Raw genomic sequence first — 18,575 nt, 5'->3', positions numbered from 1 at the left:
TCACCCGACTCGCCGCTGCGCGGCGAGCCACCCTCTCCCCGCACGCGGGGAGAGGGAAACGCGGGCGCCGGCCTTTCCCCGCCGGTAAGAAGTGAAAGAGTGCTCTTGCGGGTGGGCTCGATCGTCATCGCCCCTACTCCGCCGGCCGGGGGAGCGCCGGACCCGCGATGCGGGCGCGCAGGCGTTCCATCCAGAGGTAGATCACCGGCGTCGTGTAGAGCGTCAGGACCTGGCTCAGCAGCAGGCCGCCGATGATGGTGATGCCGAGCGGGAAGCGCAGCTCAGAACCGGTGCCGCTCTCGACCGCCAGCGGCAGCGCGCCGAACAGCGCCGCGAGCGTCGTCATCATGATCGGCCGGAAGCGCAAGAGGCACGCCTTGACGATGGCGTCGCGCGGGGAGAGCCCCTCGCCGCGCTCGGCGTCGAGGGCGAAGTCGATCATCAGGATGGCGTTCTTCTTGACGATGCCCATCAAGAGGATGATGCCGATCAGCGCGATCACCGAGAGATCCTGCCCGAACAGCATCAGGGCGAGCAGCGCACCGACGCCGGCGGAGGGCAGCGTCGACAGGATGGTCAGCGGGTGGATGTAGCTCTCGTAGAGCACGCCCAGCACGATGTAGATCGCGACCACGGCAGCGAGGATCAGCCACGGCGTGCCGGCGAGCGACTTCGAGAACTCCGCCGCGTCGCCCGAATAGCTGCCGGTGATCGAGGCCGGCATGCCGATCGCCTGCTCGGCCGCCCCGACGGCGGCGACCGCGTCCGACAGCGAGGCGCCGGCGGCGAGATTGAAGCTGATGGTGGCGGCGGGGAACTGCGCCTCGTGCATGATGGCGAGCGGCGCCGTGGTGCGCTCCAGCGTCGCGACCGCCGAGAGCGGCACCAGGTTCGTCGAGATCGACGGCGCCGTCGAGGTGGCCGAGGTCGAGCTGGTCACGGATGTCGTCGCGACGGTCGAGCCGACGGGGAGGAAGAGCTTCGACAGCGTCGACGGGTCGGTCTGGTACTCGGGCTTGGCCTCGAGGATCACCCGGTACTGGTTGGCCTGGCCGTAGATGGTCGAGATCTGGCGCTGTCCGAAGGCGTTGTACAGCGTGTCGTTGATCGACTGCATCGGCACGCCGAGCCGGCCGGCCGCCTCGCGATCGATGCGCACGAACAGGCGCAGGCCGCCGTCCTGCGCCTCCGAGGCGACGTCCTGCACGCGGTGGTCCTGGCGGAGCTGCGCGACCAGCTTGTCGGCCCAGCCCGACACGTCGGCCGAGTCGACGCCGGTGAGCGTGTACTGGTACTGGGCGCGGCTCGCCCGCGTGCCGATCTGGATGTCCTGCACGGGCTGGAAGTAGACGACCACGCCGGGGATCGGCGCGACCTCGCGCTTCAGCCGGTCGATAATCGTGTCGACGAAATCGCTCCGCTCGCCGCGCGGCTTCAGCATCACGGCGACCCGCCCGGCGTTCGGGGTCGGGTTCATGGTCGAGACGCCGACCACCGAGACGACGCCGGTGACGTCGCCGTCGCGGCGGATCGCCGTCACGACCTGGTCCTGCAGCCGCTGCATCTCGGAAAACGACACCTCGGGTCCGGCCTCGACGACGGCCGTGATCATGCTGGTGTCCTGCAACGGCAGGAAGCCCTTGGGGATCACGATGTAGAGCCACACCGTGGCGGCGAGCGTGATGGCCGTGACGACGAGCGTCGCCACCTGCCGCTCCAGCACCCAGTCCAGACTCTTCCGGTAGCCCTCGATGCTCGCCTCGACGACGCGGTTGAAGGCGCGCCCCACCGCCCCGCCGCCCGTGCCGGTGTCGCTGCGGCGTAGGAGCCGCGCGCACATCATCGGGGTCAGGGTCAGCGACACCACGGCCGAGACGACGACGGCGATCGTCAGCGTCAGCGCGAACTCGCGGAACATGCGCCCGACGATCCCGGTCATGAACAACAGCGGGATGAACACGGCGATCAGCGACACGGTCAGCGAGATCACGGTGAAGCCGATCTCGCGCGCGCCGTCGAGCGCCGCCTGCAACGGGTCCTCGCCGTCCTCGACGTGGCGGACGATGTTCTCGATCATCACGATGGCGTCGTCGATGACGAAGCCGGTGCCGATGGTCAGCGCCATCAGCGAGAGGTTGTTGAGGCTGAAGCCGCAGAACCACATCACCCCGAAGGTGGCGACCAGCGACAAGGGCAGCGCGACGCCGGCGATCACGGTCGCCCGCGCGCTGCGGAGGAACAGGAGCACGGTCAGCACGACGAGGCCGATGGCGAGCACCAGGGTGAACTGCACGTCGCGCACCGAGGCGCGGATCGTGTCGGTGCGGTCCGACACCACCTGGAGGTCGACGCCGACCGGCATGGCGGTGCGCAGCCGCGGCAGCTCGGCCATGATGCGGCGGACCGTCTCGATCACGTTGGCGCCGGGCTGGCGCTGGATGTCGATGACGACGGCGGGCTTGCCGTCGTACCAGCCGCCGACCTTGCTGTTCTCCAGACCGTCGACGACGTCGGCGACGTCGCGCAGCAGCACCGGCGCGCCGTTGCGCCAGGCGATGATCTGAGCCCGGTAGGCCTCCGCCGCCTCGAGCTGGTCGTTGGCCGCGATCGTGTAGGACTGGTGCGCCCCGTCGAGCGAGCCCTTCGGCCCCGCCACGTTGGCGTTGATGATGGTCGCGCGCAGGTCCTCCAGCGCGATGCCGTAGGCGGCGAGCCGGGCGAGATCGGCCTGGATGCGTACCGCGGGCTTGAGATTGCCCTGCACCGAGACGCGGCCGACGCCGCTCACCTCGGAGAGCCGCTGGGCGATCATGGTGTCGGCGAGGTCGCTCATCTGCCGCAGCGGGATGGTCGGCGAGGTGAGCGCGATGGTGACGATCGGCGCGTCGGCCGGATTCACCTTCGAATAGGCCGGCGGATACGGGAGGTTGCGCGGCAGCGTCGAGCCGGCCGCGTTGATGGCCGACTGCACGTCCTGGGCGGCGGCGTCGATGTCGCGACCGAGATCGAACTGCAGCGTGATCTGGCTGACCCCGTAGGAGCTCGACGACACCATCTGGTCGAGCGCCGGGATCTGGCCGAACTGGCGCTCCAGCGGCGCCGTCACCAGTGCCGCCATGGTGTCGGCCGAGGCGCCGGGCAGCCGCGTCGTCACCTGGACGGTCGGGAAGTCCACCTGCGGCAACGAGGCGACCGGCAACAGCCAGTAGCCGAGCAGGCCGCCGAGCATCACGGCGAAGCCGAGCAGCGAGGTGGCGATCGGCCGCCGGATGAACGGCGCGGAGACGCTCATCGCACCGTGCTCCCGCCGGCTCCCTCGGTCCGCCGCGGCCGCTCCGCCGGCCGGGTCTCGGCGCCCTGGCCCGCGCCGGGACCGCCGGCCTGCGGCGCCGCACCCTCGGGACGCCGGCGTCCGCCGGGAGGGCCACCCGCCGGTGCACCGCCTCCGGGCTGGCTCGCGGCCGGCGTCGCGCCGCCCTCGGCCGGCGTGACGGTGACGCGCTTGCCGTCGGCGAGCTGCGAGAAGCCGGTCGTCACGACGCGATCGCCGGCCGCGACGCCGCTGGCGATCACCGCGGTCGTGTCGTCCTGCTGCGTCACCGTCACGGGCGTCACGGCGACCGTGTCGCCCGGCTTCACCACATAGGCGAAGGTGCCGTTCGGGCCGCGCTGCACGGCCGCGGTCGGCACCGTCACGACCTGCTTCAACGTGTCGACCAGGAGCTTGATGTTGACGAACTGGCCCGGCCAGAGCTGCAGGTCGGCGTTGGGGAACTCGGCGCGCAGCTTGACGGTGCCGGTGGTGGAATCCACCTGGTTGTCGATCACCTGGAGAAAGCCGCGGTCGAGCACGGTGCGATTGTCGGTGCCGAGCGCGAGCGTCTCCAGCCGGCCGCCGGCGAACGCCTTGTTGACGGCGGCGAGCTGCTGCTGCGGCAGCGTGAAGATCACCGAGATCGGCCGCACCTGGGTGATCACGACGAGGCCGGTGGTGTCGGTCGCCTTGACCAGATTGCCGACGTCGACGAGCCGGATGCCGGTACGTCCCGAGATCGGCGCCACCACCTTGGTGTAGTCGAGATAGGCCTTGGTGTTGTCGATCGCCGCCTGGTCGGCGTTCACCTGCGCCTCGAGCTGGGCCACGGTGGCGCGCTGGGTGTCGGCCTGCTGCTTGGTCGCGGCGTTCGACTGGGCGAGCCGCACGTAGCGTTCGAGGTCGAGCCGCGCATTGGCGAGCTGCGCCTCGTCCTGCGCCTTCTTGGCGACCGCCTGGTCGTACTGGGCCTGGTAGATGGTCGGGTCGATCTCGGCGAGCACGAAGCCGCGCTCGACGTCCTGGCCCTCCTTGAAGTTGAGCTTCAGGAGCTTGCCGTCGACCTGGCTGCGCACCGTGACGACGTTGAGGGCGCGCGTCGTGCCGACCCCGTCGAAATAGACCGGCACGTCGGCGGTCTTCGCGGTCGCCGCCAGCACCGGCACGGCCATGTCGCGGCCCATGCGGCCGCCCGGGCCACCGCCACCCCGCATCATGCCGGGCGGACCGGGCGGTGCGCCCTCGCCGCCCCCGGGCTTGAAGCCGGTCTGCGTCACGATCAGCCAGGTGACGCCCGCCATCACGGCGAGCGTGATCAGATAGCCGAGGACCGTGCGGCCGCGGCGGCGCGGTCGCGGCGGCGGCGGTGACGATGCCGCGCCGTCGGTCCTCTCGTCGGTTGCGCTCTTCACGCGCGGTTGCCTCCGATGCGCGGCGGCCAGCCGCCGCCCAGCGCTTGGTACAGGCTCACGGCGGCCAGCATCCGGGCCAGTCGCACCTGGACGAGCGTGTCCTGCGCCGTGAACAGGGTCTGCTGCGTGTTGAGCACCGTGACGTAGTCGACGATGCCCTCCCGCAGCCGCGATTCCGAGATGTCGAACGCCTCGCGGGCGGCCCGCACGGCCTGCGCCTGCAGGCGCTCGCGCTCGGTCTGCTGACGCAGCGCGATCAGGGCGCGCTCGACATCGGCGAAGCCGTTGATCACCGACTGGCGATAGGTCTGCAAGAGCTCGAGCTGGCGCCCCTGGGTCTGCTCGAGCTGACCCTGCAGGTTGCCGCCGTCGAAGATTGGCTGCGTGATCGAAGCGGTCGCCGTGTAGAACCAGGCGCCGGGGCCGAACAGGCTCGCCAGCGCGGCGCTCTGCACGCCGTTCTGCGCCGTGAGGCCGATCGACGGGAAGAAGCTCGCCCGCGCCGCCTCGACCGAATGGTTGGCGGAGACGAGGCTCGCCTCGGCGGCGCGAATGTCGGGCCGCTGGTTGATCAGGTCGGACGGCAGGCCGGGCGGGATGCGCGGCACCGCCACGGTGTCGAGCGAGCCGCCCTTGACGGCGAAGTGCTCGGGCGTGCGGCCGACCAGCACGGCGAGCGTCGCGGCGCTCTGCCGGATCGTGATCTCGTAGGCCGGCAGGTTGGCCCTGACCGTCGCGGCGAGCGATTCCTGCTGCGAGACGTCGAGGCTGTTGGCCGTGCCGGCGGCGAAGCGCTCCTTGATCAGGCCGAGGATGCGGGTCGCGGCGGCGAGGTTGTTCTTGGCGATGCGCAGCCGGTCCTGGGCGGCGAGGAGCTGGAAGTAGTTGGTCCCGACATTCGCCATCGCGGTGAGGGCGACGGTGTCGCGGTCGAACCGCGTCGCCACCGCATTCTCCTGGGCGGCCAGCAGGGTCGCTTTGTTCTTGCCCCAGAAGTCGAGCTCGTAGCTCGCCGTCAGATAGGTCGAGTAGGACGAGCGCTCGCTGGCGATGCCGGCCGACGACGAGGCGGCCGAGGTGCGGGTGCGAGACGCCTGGCCGTTGCCGGAGAGGTTCGGCAGCAGCACCGAGCCGCTGATCCGCGCCTGCGCGTCCGCCTGCAGGATGCGGGCGACCGCGGCGGCGATGTCGAGATTGGAGGTCTGCGCCTCCTCCATCAGCACGGTCAGCTCGCCCGACTTGAAGCCGCGCCACCAGTCGAGCGCCGGGCCGATCTCGGCGGCGCCGCGGGCTTCCTTGTACTGGCGCGGGATGTCGAGGGCGAGCTCGGGCTTCTCGGTGTCGACGAAGCAGCCGCCGAGCAGCGGCGCGAGCACGAGCACACCGGCGAGCGTGCGGGCGAGCGCGCCGGCACGCTCGGCCCGACGGAAGCCGGGCCGCCCGCTGTCGATCTCGCCACTGAGGTCCATGTTACGCATCGTCGTGGTGGGGCCGCCCGGCCGAGGAGATCGGCGCCGGTGCCCGTTGAACTGCCGCCCGTCGTCCCTTGTCCGGGTCGGCTCCGTTCGGGGCGATACTAGAGCCGATGGCCGGCAAGACCGTCATTACAATTACGACAGGGGCGCGGCCGTCCTTCGGAGGGCGGCGATTTGACCGACCGGCGTTGCGGGCGGGCGACACGCGGGAAGCGTCGGTCGCGCGCCCGACGGGAAGAGTGTGTCCCGGGCGTTTCGCCGCCTCGCCGTCGCCCGAATGTCCGCGGGCCGATGCGCGCCGGCCGCAACGCAATATGGCCGAGCGAAGCCCGGCCATATCGCGAGACGGCGTGTCGGTCGCGCAAACGACTCGCGGGCGCGCAGACGACCCGGAGCCGCGAGCGTGCGCTCAGTCCTCGTCGAGCTCGCCGATGTGGTGCTGCGAGTAGAGCTCGACGCCGATCTTGGCGACGAGGTCGAGCTGGGTCTCCAGGAAGTCGATGTGGCCTTCCTCGTCGGCCATCAGCTCCTCGAACAGGTCGCGCGACGGGAAGTCCTTGACCGTGTTGCAGTAGGCGGCGGCCTCCTGGTACAGCGCGCGGGCGCCCTGCTCGGCCGAGAGGTCGGCTTCGAGGACCTCCTTGACGGACTGGCCGATCTGCAGCGGATCGAGCACCTGGAGGTTCGGGAAGCCCTCCAGAAAGAGAATCCGGTCGACGAACTTGTCGGCGTGCTCCATCTCCTCGATGGCTTCCTTGCGCCACTTCTTGGCGAGGTCCTTGAAGCCCCAGTTGTCGAGCATCCGATAATGGAGCCAATACTGATTGATCGCCGTCAGCTCGCTGCGCAATCCCTTGTTCAGGTATTCGATGACTTTGGCGTCGCCCTTCATCCTGCGTGCTCCATTCGTGGCGGCCGAACCGCTGCCTGGCGGACCGGCGCCATGCCGCGCGTCGCGCTCCTTTGCGCGGTTCTAAACTGGTGGAACCGGGCCCTCAAAGCAAGGGCGCGAACGGCTTGAAAATCACCATCTTAATACCGGGAGTAGGCGTGCCGGAAAAGCCGCCGAACGGTCAGTCCGCCGCCCCGTGGACCGGGTGGGGATGGACGAGCTGGGCATGGCCCGACCGTGCGGCCGGGAGACGATCGGCGGTCCCGTGCGACGCGGGTTCGGCGCGCCGGACCGGGTGATCGTGCTCGTGCGCCGCCTCGACCGGAGCATGCGGATGCGCATGCGGATGGTCGTGGTGGTGATCGTGCCCGTGGTCGTGGTGATGATGCCCGTGGTGATGAGGCCCGTGATCGTGCCCCTCCTCACCCTGCGGGTGAGTGTGGGCCTCGTGGGCCGGGCAGCAGGCGCACTGGTTGCCGCAGGACAGCAGCGCCTGGTCCATGATCTTGCGGATCGTGCGGGCGCAGCGGCCGCACTGGGCGCTGCAGCCGAGACAGCCATAGACCTGGCTCGTGAGCCGCGTGCCACGCTCCGCGACGACGTCGCGGATCTGGTGGTCCGACAGGACATTGCAGGAGCAGACGATCATGGCGGACGCGGCTTCCGGTACGGATGGTTCAGCGAACGCGGGCTCGACCCTTGAAATAGGGCAGTTAGGACTGGATTGCAAAAGAAAAAATCTCTTTGAAATGGTTCTAATTCATGTGTTGTCCAGAAATATTCCAGTCTACAGACCCAATTCCGGGCAGACCGTACTCAATTCTTCTGCCGAGAAAGACTCCAATCTACACGTCTAGCTAGCCCCTCGGCCGGTGCGGAGACATGAGATTGTCAGGAACTCGCCAGACGAAGTCTTGCGCCAGCCGGCCGGCATCGCCCCGTCCGGCTCGATCCTGCAAACGCATCGCAATTTCGTCTGATGGTTGTCTTGAACCGGACGCGCCGTCGGCGCCGCCGCGGCGCTCCGGTCGAATACGTAACCGCTGTCGCAGCAAGGATTTTTACGCACGCCGTCGAGCCACCGCGAGGAGCAGCAGCAGGGCCACGGGGGTGGCGATGTCGGTGACCAGGATGGGCCCGGCATTGCCCGGCGCCAGGTTGCCGGCCGTCACGATGTCGCGGACGTGGCCGACCGCCGCGCCGCCCAGAAAGGCCGTCACCACGAGAGCGACGGCGAGCCGCGCCTCGTAGCCGCGGAACGCCGCGTAGAGCCCGGCGAGCCCGAGGCCCAGATTGGCGACGCCGACCTCGTACTGGAACGGGCTCGGCGCCCAGCCGATCGACGCTGCCGCCTGGGCCGGGAACGCGATGTGGCCGAGCGCCGCCCACAGCCCCATCAGGCCGACCGGAAACACCAGGATCCAGCGCAGCAGCACGTCGGCGGCGACGTCGGCATGCAGCGGCCGCGGCCGGCGCACCAGCACCACGGCGGCGGCGACGAGCGCGGCGAGCCAGCTCGCCACCGGAACGATCGAGACCATGCGGGCTCCTTTCGAACGACACTCTCGGAGGCGGGCTCTGTCCTGTCCGGCAGGGTCTTGTCCGACAGGTCGCGCGCGGGCCGGTGGACGCGGGTCGGATCAGCGCAGGCCGAAGCGGACCGGCAGCGTGAAGGATTGCGGCCGCCCGCCGGGCGGCGCCGGGAACGGCGAGGCGCGCCGCACCACCGCGACGCTCTCCTGGTCGAGATCGGCGTGACCGCTGCCCTGCGCGAGCGACACGCCGGTCACCCGGCCGCCGCCGTCGAGCGTGAAGCGCACCCGGGCGACCCCGCCGCGCGCCTGTGCCCGCGCCGCGCCCGGATACTGCTTGAAGCGGGCCAGATGGGCGAGGACGAGGCCCGGATAGTTCGATTGCGCATCGGAGCGCCCGATGCCGACGCCGCTCGACCCGGCCGAGGCAGCGACGGCCGCGACGCGGCTCTCCCGGGTCGCCGGGACGTCCTGACGGCGCGGCTTCGCTGCCCGCTGGGCCGGTTTCCGCGGCGCCTCGGCACGGCGGGCCGCCGGCTTCGGAGCCGGAGGATCGGGCGGACGGACCACGGGCGCCGGGCTGGCGACGGTGTCGACGGCCGGCGCCGGGGTGGCGAGGACCGGCTCGACCGCGGGCGGCACGTCGCGGTCGACAGTCGCGTCGGGCGGGGTCGTGGATGCCGTCGGGACCTCCGCCGGCTCCTTCGGGTCCGTCGCGGAGACCTCGGCGGGCGGCTCGGCCGCCGGCCGCGGGTCGTCGGCCGCCGCCGTGTCGGGAGGCTCCGGCGGAGCGGCCGCGGGCGTCGCGGCGGCCGACTCGGCCTCCTCCGGGCTCGGCGCCGCGGCCCGGCCGGCGGCGCTGTCGGCGCCGAGCACCAGCTCGACCGACATCGATTCGAGCCCGATGCTGGCGAGCGGCTCCGCCGGCCGGTCGAGCCAGGCGTAGAGCCCCGTATGGACGGCGAGCGAGACGACCAGCGCGGCCGCGACGACCAAGGCGCGGCGGTGCTCCGGGGCGAGCGGCGCGGGCCGGCGGCTGGCGTCGACCGAGCCGACGGACGGCGCCCCCTCGGCGGCGGCCGGAGACGGGCGGCGGAACGGCACGATGTTGTCGCCGACCGGCAGCGCCACGTCGACGACGCGGCCGGCCGGCGGCGCCGGACGCTGCGCCGGCCCGGCCCGCAGGTCGGGGACCGCGGGCGGCGGCGGCACGGCCTTGCTGCGGAGGTCGGACACGTCGAGCATGGAGCGACTCTACACCTCTTGTTAGCCTAGCCTATCCGGCATGGCGCGACCGCGGAACGGCGGCCGCGAGCCGACCGTCCGCCCGAAATGCCCGCCAGAATCGCCGCCCGAACGACCCGTCGTCGACCACCCCGCCCGCGCCGCGGCGCCTCTTGGAAGGATTCCGATGCCCGCCACCGCCCTCGACTCGATGGTCCTGCGCGACGTCTTCGCGACGCCGGCGATGCGCCGGGTCTTCTCCGACGAGCACCGGCTGACCCTCTACCTCGCCATCGAGGCGGCGCTCGCCCGCGTCGAGGCGCGTCTCGGAGTCATCCCGACCGAGGCGGCCGCGGAGATCGAGCGCCATTGCGCGCTCGACGAGGTCGACCTGGACAAGCTGAAGCGCGACACCGAGCGGATCGGCGCCCCGGTCCAGCCGGTGGTCGCCCAGCTCACCGCGCTGTGCCGCGACGGCCTCGGCCAGTGGTGCCACTACGGCGCCACCACCCAGGACATCATGGACACGGCGACGGTGCTGCAGATGCGCGAGGCCTTCGCGCTGATCGACGCCGACCTCGCCGCCATCGCCGAGGCGCTGGCCGAGCTCGCCCGCCTGCACCGCGACACCGTGATGGCGGCGCGCAGCCAGCTCCAGCACGCCATCCCGACGACGTTCGGCTTCAAGATGGCGGGCGTGCTCGCCGCCATGCTGCGGGATCGGGAGCGCCTGTCGCAGCTCCTGCCCCGGATCCTGGTCGGCCAGCTCGGCGGCGCCGTCGGCACGCTCGCCTCGCTCGGTGACAAGGGGCCGACCGTCCACGCCGCCCTGATGGCCGAGCTCGGCCTCGGGGCGCCCGAGATCGCCTGGCACACGGCGCGCGACCGCATCGCCGAGGCGGGCGGGTACCTGGCCCTCGTCACCGGCACCTGCGGCAAGCTCGCCCGTGACGTGACGCTGCTGATGCAGACCGAGGTCGCCGAGGCGGCGGAGGCCGCCGCGCCCGGCCGCGGCTCGTCCTCGACCATGCCGCAGAAGCGCAACCCGGTGTCCTCGGTGATGATCCAGGCGGCCGTGCCGGTGGTGCGCCAGCTCGCCGCCACGCTCTACGAGGCGATGGTGGAGGACCACGAGCGGGCGAGCGGCGCCTGGCAGACCGAGTGGATCGTGGTGCCGGAGATCTTCTGCCTGTCCGCCGGCATCCTGGCCCACACCCGCGGCGTGGTGAGCGGCCTCACGGTCGACGCCGCGCGCATGCGGGCCAATCTCGCGATCACCAACGGGCTGGTCACGGCCGAGGCCGTGCAGATGGGGCTCGCCGCCGCGCTCGGGCGCGGCAACGCCCATCATCTCGTCGCCGAGCTGTCACGTGCGGCGCTCGCCAGCGGCCGCCCGCTCGCCGACCTGCTGAAGGAGAACGCGACGGTGACGCGGCATCTCGACCCCGACGCGATCGACCGGCTGTGCGATCCGGCCAACTACACGGGCGCGGCCGGTGCGGCGGTCGACCAGGTGCTGGCGCTGTTCGCAGAAGACAGTCGTCAGACCGGGGGCGGCTGACGCGGCACGCTCCAGCGGGATCGGCATACACCGTCGGTATGTCAATGCAGCATCACGGTCGCACGGCTGCCGCCGGTGGGTGACAGGACCGCTGTTTTACGCTGTTTTTGATCGAGATCAGTTTCCTGCGCTTTTTACGGTGTTCGCTGCTTCGCACGCGAAGTCTCATCCCCGTCGAGGCGACGAAACCGAGGCGACGAAACCGAGGCGTCGAAGCCGTCGAGCCTCGACGTCGTCGATTGATCGAAGTCCTCGGAGCACCGAAGTCCTGGCCGCAGACACCGCACCCGGCCCGGCAGCCTTCGCACAGCGCATTTGCGGGTGGCCGATCGGAGACTTCGCCATGCCGCACCCACCGGAGCAGCTCCCACCGGAGCTACGACACGCCTCGGTCATTTGCGACGAGGCGGAAGCTCTGTCGACATTGAGTCGCGCGCTGAGCACGTCGGGATGCGACCGCCGCGCCGCCGGGCTGGTCTGCGGCCTGCTCGCCGCCAAGGCGGCCGTCGTGGCCGTGAGCAGCACCACGGGCGACGTGATCGTCGGCTTCCATCGGCTGGAGACGCCGCACCGCAAGCGCTGGTTCCGGATCGGCGAAGGCGGCATGAACTTCGTCTGGGAGAGCGACGGCGAGAGCGCCGCGGGGTCGTCCACCCCGCAATGATCAGGGCTCAGCCGGCGTTCCGCTGCTTGCCGGCGGCCCGGTTCCGCCGCGCCGGCCCCTTCGCGGCGCCGACGCCGGCGACCGCCTTCAGCCGCGACAGCTCGTAGGTCCGCACGAACGAAGCGACCTCCTCGGCCGGCAGCGGGCGGCTGAACAGGAAGCCCTGCATCTCGTGGCAGCCGTGCTCGCGCAGGAAGGTCTCCTGCGCCTCGGTCTCGACGCCCTCCGCCACGATGGTGAGGTCGAGCGCCTTGCCGAGCGCCAGGATCGCCTCGGCGATCGCCGTGTCCTCGGGATTGGCGAGGACGTCGCGGATGAAGGAGCGGTCGATCTTGAGGGTGTCGACCGGAAGCTGACGGACCAGCGCCATCGACGAGTAGCCGGTGCCGAAATCGTCGATCGCGAGCTGGACGCCGCGCGCGCGCAGGGCGGTGAGGAGCGGCAGCGTGCTGGCGAGATTCTCGACCACCATGCTCTCGGTGATCTCGAGCTCGAGCAGCTCCGGCGCCAGCCCGGACTCGGCGAGCGCCGCCTCGATGTCGGCGAGCAGCGAGCCGTCGGCGAACTGGCGCGGCGACAGGTTGACGGCGACCGGCATCGGCGGGAAGCCGCGGCGTTGCCACGCCATCGCCTCGGCGCAGGCGGTGGCCAGCACCCAGCGGCCGATCGGCACGATCAGGCCGGTCTCCTCGGCGAGCGGCACGAACCGCGCCGGCGAGACGAGACCGAGCGCCGGATGGCTCCAGCGCACCAGCGCCTCGAGCCCGGAGATCTCGCCTGTCGCGATGCGACGCTTGGGCTGGTAGTGCAGCACGAGCTCGTTACGCTCCAGTGCGCCGCGCAGGCCGGTCTCCAGCACCAGCCGCTCGAACGAGCGCCGCTCGATCGCCGGCGAGAACAGTCGCACGCAGCCCCGGCCCTCGTCCTTGGCGAGATACATGGCGGCGTCGGCGCTGCGGGTCAGGGTGTCGCCGTCGTGCCCGTCGGTCGGATAGAACGCCGCCCCGATGCTGGCCGTGACCCGGCACTCCTGGCCGAGCACGACGATCGGCGCGGCGACGGAGGCGAGAATGCCGCGGGCGATCTCCTCCACGGCCTCCGGCTCGGAGACGCTGGTGACCAGCAGCAGGAACTCGTCGCCGCCGAGACGCGAGACCACGTCCTCCGCGCCGATGCAGCCGGCGAGCCGGGATGCGACCTCCTTGAGCAGCAGGTCGCCGGCGGCGTGGCCGAGCGTGTCGTTGATGTACTTGAAGCGGTCGAGATCGATGAACATCACGGCGAAGCGCCGCCGCGCCGTGCGCGCCACCGCGATGGCGTCGTCGAGCGTGCGGCCGAACAGGACGCGGTTCGGCAGGCCCGTCATCTCGTCGTGGGTGGCGAGCCACTCGGCCCGGGCGACGGCGCGCTCGCGCTCGGTGACGTCCTCGAACAGCACCACGGCGCCGCCGTCGGCGACCGGCCACTGCGACAGCTGGATGGTGCGGCCGTCGGCGAGCGTCATGGTGGAGCTGCTCGGCACCCCGCCGACGAGCCGGCCCTCGAAGAAGGCCGCCATCTCGGCCGCGTCGCCGTCCGGATGGTTGCCGGCCGCGATGCTGCGGACCAGCATGTCGCGGACCGACATGCCGGGCCGGAACGCCCCGTCCGGCAGGCCGTAGATCTCGCACAGGCGCGAGTTGCTGACGACCAGCCGGCCGCGGCGGTCGAACATGCACAGCCCATGCGACATGTTGCTCAGCGCCGCCTCGAACCGCATGTTCTGCTCGGCCAGCGATCGGGCGAGCGCCGCCTTCTCGCGATGGGCGAGGCGGTAGCGCAGGCTGCGGCGGCCGAGCGTGACGGCGAGCTCGGCGGCGGCGGCGAGATAGAGCAGCGTGATGACGGCGAAGACCTGATAGACGACGCCGCCGTGCAGGAGCGCGCCGAGCGCGATCGGTCCGAGGATCAGCACGACCTGGCCGATCGCGATGCGCGGGCGCGGGGCGTTGTGGGCCGTCGCACCCGCCGTGTAGCCGATCGTCGAGCCGACGATCAGCAGATGGGCGGTCGTGTCGGTCGTGATCAGGAACGTCGCGAGGCAGAGGACGCCCAGCATCGCCGCGAACGCCCAGGCGCCGGCGGTCCACAGCCGCTCCCAGCGCCGCACCGTCGCCTGATCGGTACGGGCGCCGATCGGCTGCCGGCGATAGGCGAGCACGAGCGAGAGTCGCGCGGCGGCGACGGTGACGAGCGCGACCGCGAGGCCGACGAGCCAGGCGCTCTCGCCGCGCGCCGCGATCAGGATGCCGATCGCGATGCTGGAGCCCCAGCCCACGACCAGCGACGGCACCGGCGTGAAGAGGCCGGCGACCAGATCCGCATGGATGTCGGGCGGCAACGTCGCCCGCCGACCCAGCGCCACTCCCGGTCTCGCCCACCGCCACATTCCGATCCCGCTCCTCGCCACGCAGGATAGCCGGGGACGCTTAAGGAAACCTCGCCGGGACGGAGGTATCGAAGTCGTCCACCCTGTCTGCATGTCAGATATTCGCCTCCGGCCGGCGGCGCGGCGTTCCGTCCCCCTTCGCGTGGCCGGCACGGCCGCGCAGGCGCAGGAACTGCACGGCCTTGCGGGCGGTCTCGGGCCGCAGCTTGGTGAAGGCCGTGAGCGACTCGCTCGCGCGATCGGCCGCACCGCCGTCGCGCAGCCGCAGGATCGTCTTGGTCGTGTTCCACGAGAGCCCGATCGCCTTGGCGAGCAGGATTACCAGCTCCGGCCGCGGCTGCACCATGGCGCGCTCGCAGGCGTCGATCGGCAGGTCGGCCATCTCGGCGAGCGCGATCGTCGTCTCGTCGAACCGCCCCGTGGCGGCGAACTCGCGGATCTTCGCCTCGTCGAGTGCGCCGAGCCGGCGCAGCTCGGCGACTTGACGGCGTGCATCCGAGTAGTCGGGCGAGAGCCGGCGCACCGAGGCCTGCACCCGGTCGGCCACCTCCGACAGCATCTCGCGCACCACCTTGCCGGACTGCCCCTCGACCGTCTCCAGGGTGCGGCGGACGTTCTCGGACGCCACCGCGAGGAGCCTGAGGAGATGCTGGCGGGGAATGTCGTTGCGGCCGAACACGCCGACGGCGAGCGCGTCGTCGTCCTTGGAGCGCTCGACCAGGACGCCGTGGCCGGCGTCCGAGAAGCGCGCCCCGCGGTTGGCGATCGTGGACAGGGCGACGTCGCGATCGCCGCGCGTCACCAGCACGTCCGACACCGCCTCGCTGACGACGGCGCGCTTGGAGATGGCGAGGAGATGCGCCTGGCTCGCCGTGCTGGCGGTCTCGACCAGGGTCTCGTCGCCGAGCCGCTCCGACGTCGTCAGCACCGGGCCGGCGACGTCGATCGCCTCGTCGCGGGCGAGCATCCGGATCAGCCCGCGGGGCGCGTTCGGCACGTCGGCGAGACGGCGCGCCAGGACGGCACGGACCGACATCTCCATCTCGCCGATCAGCCGCACCATCACGTCGTCGAACAGCGCGACCTCGTCCTCGTCGTACTCGGTGGCGCGGCCGAGGAACAGATCGGCGATGCGACGCAGCGCCTCGGCCCGATAGCCGATGGTGCGGCTGGCGAGCGCCTCCTCCAGCTCCTCGATGATGGTGCGCGGCTCGACCATGGCGTCAGGCCGAGCCGGTGCCGGCCGGGAGCGCGGCGGGCGGGGGCGCGGCGGCGATGGCGAGACCGGACGCCGGCGCCGGCCGGCCGAACAGATAGCCCTGCATCTGGCCGACGCCGGCGGCCTCCAGCATCCGCTGCTGGGCCTCGGTCTCGACGCCTTCGGCGACCGTGACCATGTCGAGGGTGCGGCCGAGATTGACGATGGCGCAGACGATGGCGCCGCAGCCGTCGCGGGCGAGCAGATCGCGGGTGAAGCAGCGATCGATCTTCAGCTTGTCGAACGGGAACGCCGTCAGGTAACTGAGCGACGAGTAGCCGGTGCCGAAGTCGTCGAGCGCGACGGCGACGCCGAGGTTCTTGAGCTGATGCAGGGTCGAGACGTGCTCGGCCTCCCATTCCAGCAGTACCCGCTCGGTGATCTCGATCTCCAGCCGCTCGGGCGGCAGGCCGGAATCGACCAGCGCGCACATGATAACGTCGAGCAGATTGGTCTTGCGGAACTGCACCGGCGAGATGTTGACGGCGATCTTGACGTCGTCCGGCCAGGTCGCAGCCTCGGCGCAGGCGGTCTGCAGGATCCACTCGCCGAGCGTGCCGACGAGACCGGTGTCCTCCGCCATGGCGATGAAGCGGTCCGGCGCGATCAGGCCCTGGTCGGGATGGTTCCAGCGGACCAGCGCCTCCATGCCGACCGTCCGCCGCGTCCCGGACTCGACGATCGGCTGATAGTAGAGCTCGAACTCGCCGCGCGCCAGCCCGGCCCGGAAGTCGACCTCGAGCCGGTGGCGCTCGTCGGCCTCCGCGGCCATCGACGGATCGAAGAAGGCGAAGCCGTTGCGGCCGTTGCCCTTGATGGCATAGAGCGCGAGATCGGCCTTCTTCATCAGCTCGGCGACCTTGACGCCGTCCTTCGGCGCCATCGCGATGCCGATGCTGGCGCCGACCGTCACCTTGTGGCCGTCGATGTCGAAGGGCTCGTCGACCAGGTCGACGATCCGGGTGGCGAGCACGACGGCGCTCTCGTGCATGGCCTCGTCCCAGTCGCCGCCGGCCACGAAGTCGCGGGGCGGCGACTGGATGACGGCGAACTCGTCGCCGCCCAGCCGAGCGAAGACATCGTCGGCGCGCAGCGCCTTCTGCAGGCGGCGGGCGATCTCCTTGAGGACCGTGTCGCCGGCGGCGTGGCCGAGCGTGTCGTTGACCGGCTTGAAGCGGTCGAGGTCGAGCATCAGCACCGAGAACGGCCGCTGCTCGGCGACGAGGCGCCGGCGCGCGCCCTCGATCTCCTCCAGGAAGTGCGACCGGTTGGCGATCCCGGTGAGCAGATCGTTGTGGGCGAGCCGGCGGATCTTCTCCTCGGTCTGGCGGCGCTCGGTGACGTCCTCGTGGGTCGACAGCCAGCCGCCCCCCTCCATGGGCTGGTTGACCACCTGGATGATCCGGCCGTTGTGGAGGGCGAACTCCTGTGTCGTCACCACGCCGCGGGCGATCCGCTCCCGTACCGTCCGGGTCAGCTCGAGGGCGCGATCGGGTCGGCCGCGCAGATCCTCGGATCCGGCGATCACGTCGCAGAGCGGCGTGCCGGGCGCCGAATCGACCAGCGAGATGCCGTAGATGTCGCGATAGCGCTGGTTGCAGACGACAAGGCAACCCGTACGATCGAACATCGCGAGCCCCTGCGTCATGTTGTTCAGGGCGGCGTCGAAGCGCCGGTTCTGGACCTTCAGCGCGGCCTGGTGGGCCAGCAGCGCCTCGTGCTCGCGGGCGAGCGCGGTCGACTTCTCGCTCAGCGCCGCCTCGGACGAGCTGGTGCGACGGTACTGACGACCCATCAGGGAGAGGAGCGCGGCGGCGGCACCGAGAAACGCGAGCGTCGCGGCGGCGACCGCGAGGCTGCGGCTCCACCAGCCTCCGAGCAGCGCGGCCTCCGGGACCGACACGCTCACGGCGAGCGGAAAGTCGTCGAGCTTCCGCACGACGATCCAGCGCGGCACGCCATCGAACACGCCGTCCGACCGGTAGGCCCCGTTGCCGGCCGCATAGGCGGCATGCCACGGCGAATCGGCCGGGATCGGCGCGCCGAATCGATCGATCGGATCGGGATAGCGCGTGAACAGCTGGCCGTCCGCGCGGGCGAAGGTCAGGATCTGCCGGTCGAGACGCTTCACTGGACGGAACACCGACTCGAAATACTCGGTCCCGATGCGGATCAGGACGACGCCGAGGAACCGGCGGTCCGGCCCGTTGACGCGGCGCGCCAGGATCACGGTCTTGCCATCGTCGACCCGGGCGACGACCGGAATAGCCGTGCTCAGGCGGTCGTCGTCGTGCGCCTTCAGCTCGCGGAAGTACTCGCGGTCCGAAACGTCGATCTCGGGCGTGGGCCACCGCACGGTCGTCAGCAGGAGCCGCCCACTGCTGTCCACCAGCCCGATCCCGAACGCCTGCGGCAGGCGTCGCAACCGGTCCATCATCAGGCCCCGGAAGGCCGGTGGATCGTCTAGCACCAGCGTCTCGCCGGCTCCCGTGTCCGATGCGGCGGAGAGGCGGCTCTGCAGGTCGCGCAGAGCACTGTCGGCCGTCCGGATCGATTCGTTGATCTGCCCGCCGAGCAGCACCGCGACGTTCTCGGCGTTGCGCAGCCCGGCCCGGATCTCGTGGTCCCGGTCGAGCCACACGCCGATGCCGACGCCACACGCGACGAAGCCCAGCACCAGCGCGGCGGCGCCGGACAACGTGCGGAACGTCCAGGGTCGGGGCATGAGGCGATCGTGAGCGGGTCGCTGTGGGAGGTCGACGAAGGTGCGGGGCCGCCCGGATCATGCCCGGAGAAATGCTAAGGATTCATGCAGC

Annotated in this window: 12 protein-coding genes; 2 read left to right on the top strand and 10 right to left on the bottom strand. The window is 71.0% G+C overall.

Going from position 1 to position 18,575, the window contains the following annotated elements:
- Positions 1 to 133: 133 nt before the first annotated feature.
- The 7 genes from ABTU92_RS21780 to ABTU92_RS21750 all read right to left on the bottom strand — a co-directional run bounded on the left by ABTU92_RS21780 (position 134) and on the right by ABTU92_RS21750 (position 9,869).
- Positions 134 to 3,292: an efflux RND transporter permease subunit gene (locus tag ABTU92_RS21780; RefSeq protein ID WP_408093722.1), complete on the bottom strand. Its 3,159-nt coding sequence runs from the start codon at positions 3,290 to 3,292 to the stop codon at positions 134 to 136.
- On the bottom strand, positions 3,289 to 4,614 hold the full coding sequence (locus ABTU92_RS21775) for an efflux RND transporter periplasmic adaptor subunit (RefSeq protein ID WP_408093723.1): 1,326 nt from the start codon (positions 4,612 to 4,614) through the stop codon (positions 3,289 to 3,291). The genes ABTU92_RS21780 and ABTU92_RS21775 overlap by 4 nt, the downstream gene beginning before the upstream one ends.
- 107 nt (positions 4,615 to 4,721) lie before the next feature.
- Entirely contained in the window at positions 4,722 to 6,194 is a 1,473-nt protein-coding gene (locus ABTU92_RS21770) for an efflux transporter outer membrane subunit (RefSeq protein WP_408093721.1), read from the bottom strand.
- A gap of 415 nt (positions 6,195 to 6,609) precedes the next feature.
- A complete protein-coding gene (gene bfr, locus ABTU92_RS21765) occupies positions 6,610 to 7,092 on the bottom strand; it encodes a bacterioferritin (RefSeq protein WP_408093720.1) in 483 nt (160 codons plus the stop codon).
- 181 nt (positions 7,093 to 7,273) lie between these two features.
- The gene (locus ABTU92_RS21760) at positions 7,274 to 7,741 is read right to left on the bottom strand and encodes a bacterioferritin-associated ferredoxin (RefSeq protein ID WP_408093719.1); all 468 of its coding nucleotides are present in this window, start codon (positions 7,739 to 7,741) and stop codon (positions 7,274 to 7,276) included.
- 412 nt (positions 7,742 to 8,153) lie between these two features.
- Positions 8,154 to 8,633, bottom strand: a complete 480-nt coding sequence (locus ABTU92_RS21755) for a DUF6790 family protein (RefSeq protein ID WP_408093718.1) — start codon at positions 8,631 to 8,633, stop codon at positions 8,154 to 8,156.
- A 99-nt stretch (positions 8,634 to 8,732) separates the two neighbouring features.
- Complete coding sequence (locus tag ABTU92_RS21750) at positions 8,733 to 9,869, bottom strand: energy transducer TonB (protein ID WP_408093717.1); 1,137 nt, start codon at positions 9,867 to 9,869, stop codon at positions 8,733 to 8,735.
- A 166-nt stretch (positions 9,870 to 10,035) separates the two neighbouring features.
- Here ABTU92_RS21750 and pcaB point away from each other — a divergent pair, with 166 nt between their 5' ends.
- Entirely contained in the window at positions 10,036 to 11,409 is a 1,374-nt protein-coding gene (pcaB, locus tag ABTU92_RS21745; protein WP_408093716.1) for a 3-carboxy-cis,cis-muconate cycloisomerase, read from the top strand.
- 343 nt (positions 11,410 to 11,752) lie between these two features.
- On the top strand, positions 11,753 to 12,073 hold the full coding sequence (locus ABTU92_RS21740) for a hypothetical protein (RefSeq protein ID WP_408093715.1): 321 nt from the start codon (positions 11,753 to 11,755) through the stop codon (positions 12,071 to 12,073).
- A 7-nt stretch (positions 12,074 to 12,080) separates the two neighbouring features.
- Here ABTU92_RS21740 and ABTU92_RS21735 read toward each other — a convergent pair whose 3' ends face one another.
- The 3 genes from ABTU92_RS21735 to ABTU92_RS21725 all read right to left on the bottom strand — a co-directional run bounded on the left by ABTU92_RS21735 (position 12,081) and on the right by ABTU92_RS21725 (position 18,484).
- On the bottom strand, positions 12,081 to 14,477 hold the full coding sequence (locus ABTU92_RS21735) for a putative bifunctional diguanylate cyclase/phosphodiesterase (protein WP_408093714.1): 2,397 nt from the start codon (positions 14,475 to 14,477) through the stop codon (positions 12,081 to 12,083).
- A 118-nt stretch (positions 14,478 to 14,595) separates the two neighbouring features.
- On the bottom strand, positions 14,596 to 15,720 hold the full coding sequence (locus ABTU92_RS21730; protein WP_408093713.1) for a DUF2336 domain-containing protein: 1,125 nt from the start codon (positions 15,718 to 15,720) through the stop codon (positions 14,596 to 14,598).
- 4 nt (positions 15,721 to 15,724) lie between these two features.
- Entirely contained in the window at positions 15,725 to 18,484 is a 2,760-nt protein-coding gene (locus tag ABTU92_RS21725; protein WP_408093712.1) for an EAL domain-containing protein, read from the bottom strand.
- Positions 18,485 to 18,575: the final 91 nt, after the last annotated feature.

This window comes from Rhodoplanes sp. SY1 (assembly GCF_046000175.1).
GTDB lineage: Bacteria > Pseudomonadota > Alphaproteobacteria > Rhizobiales > Xanthobacteraceae > Rhodoplanes.
This window is presented reverse-complemented; position numbering and strand designations above follow the sequence as displayed.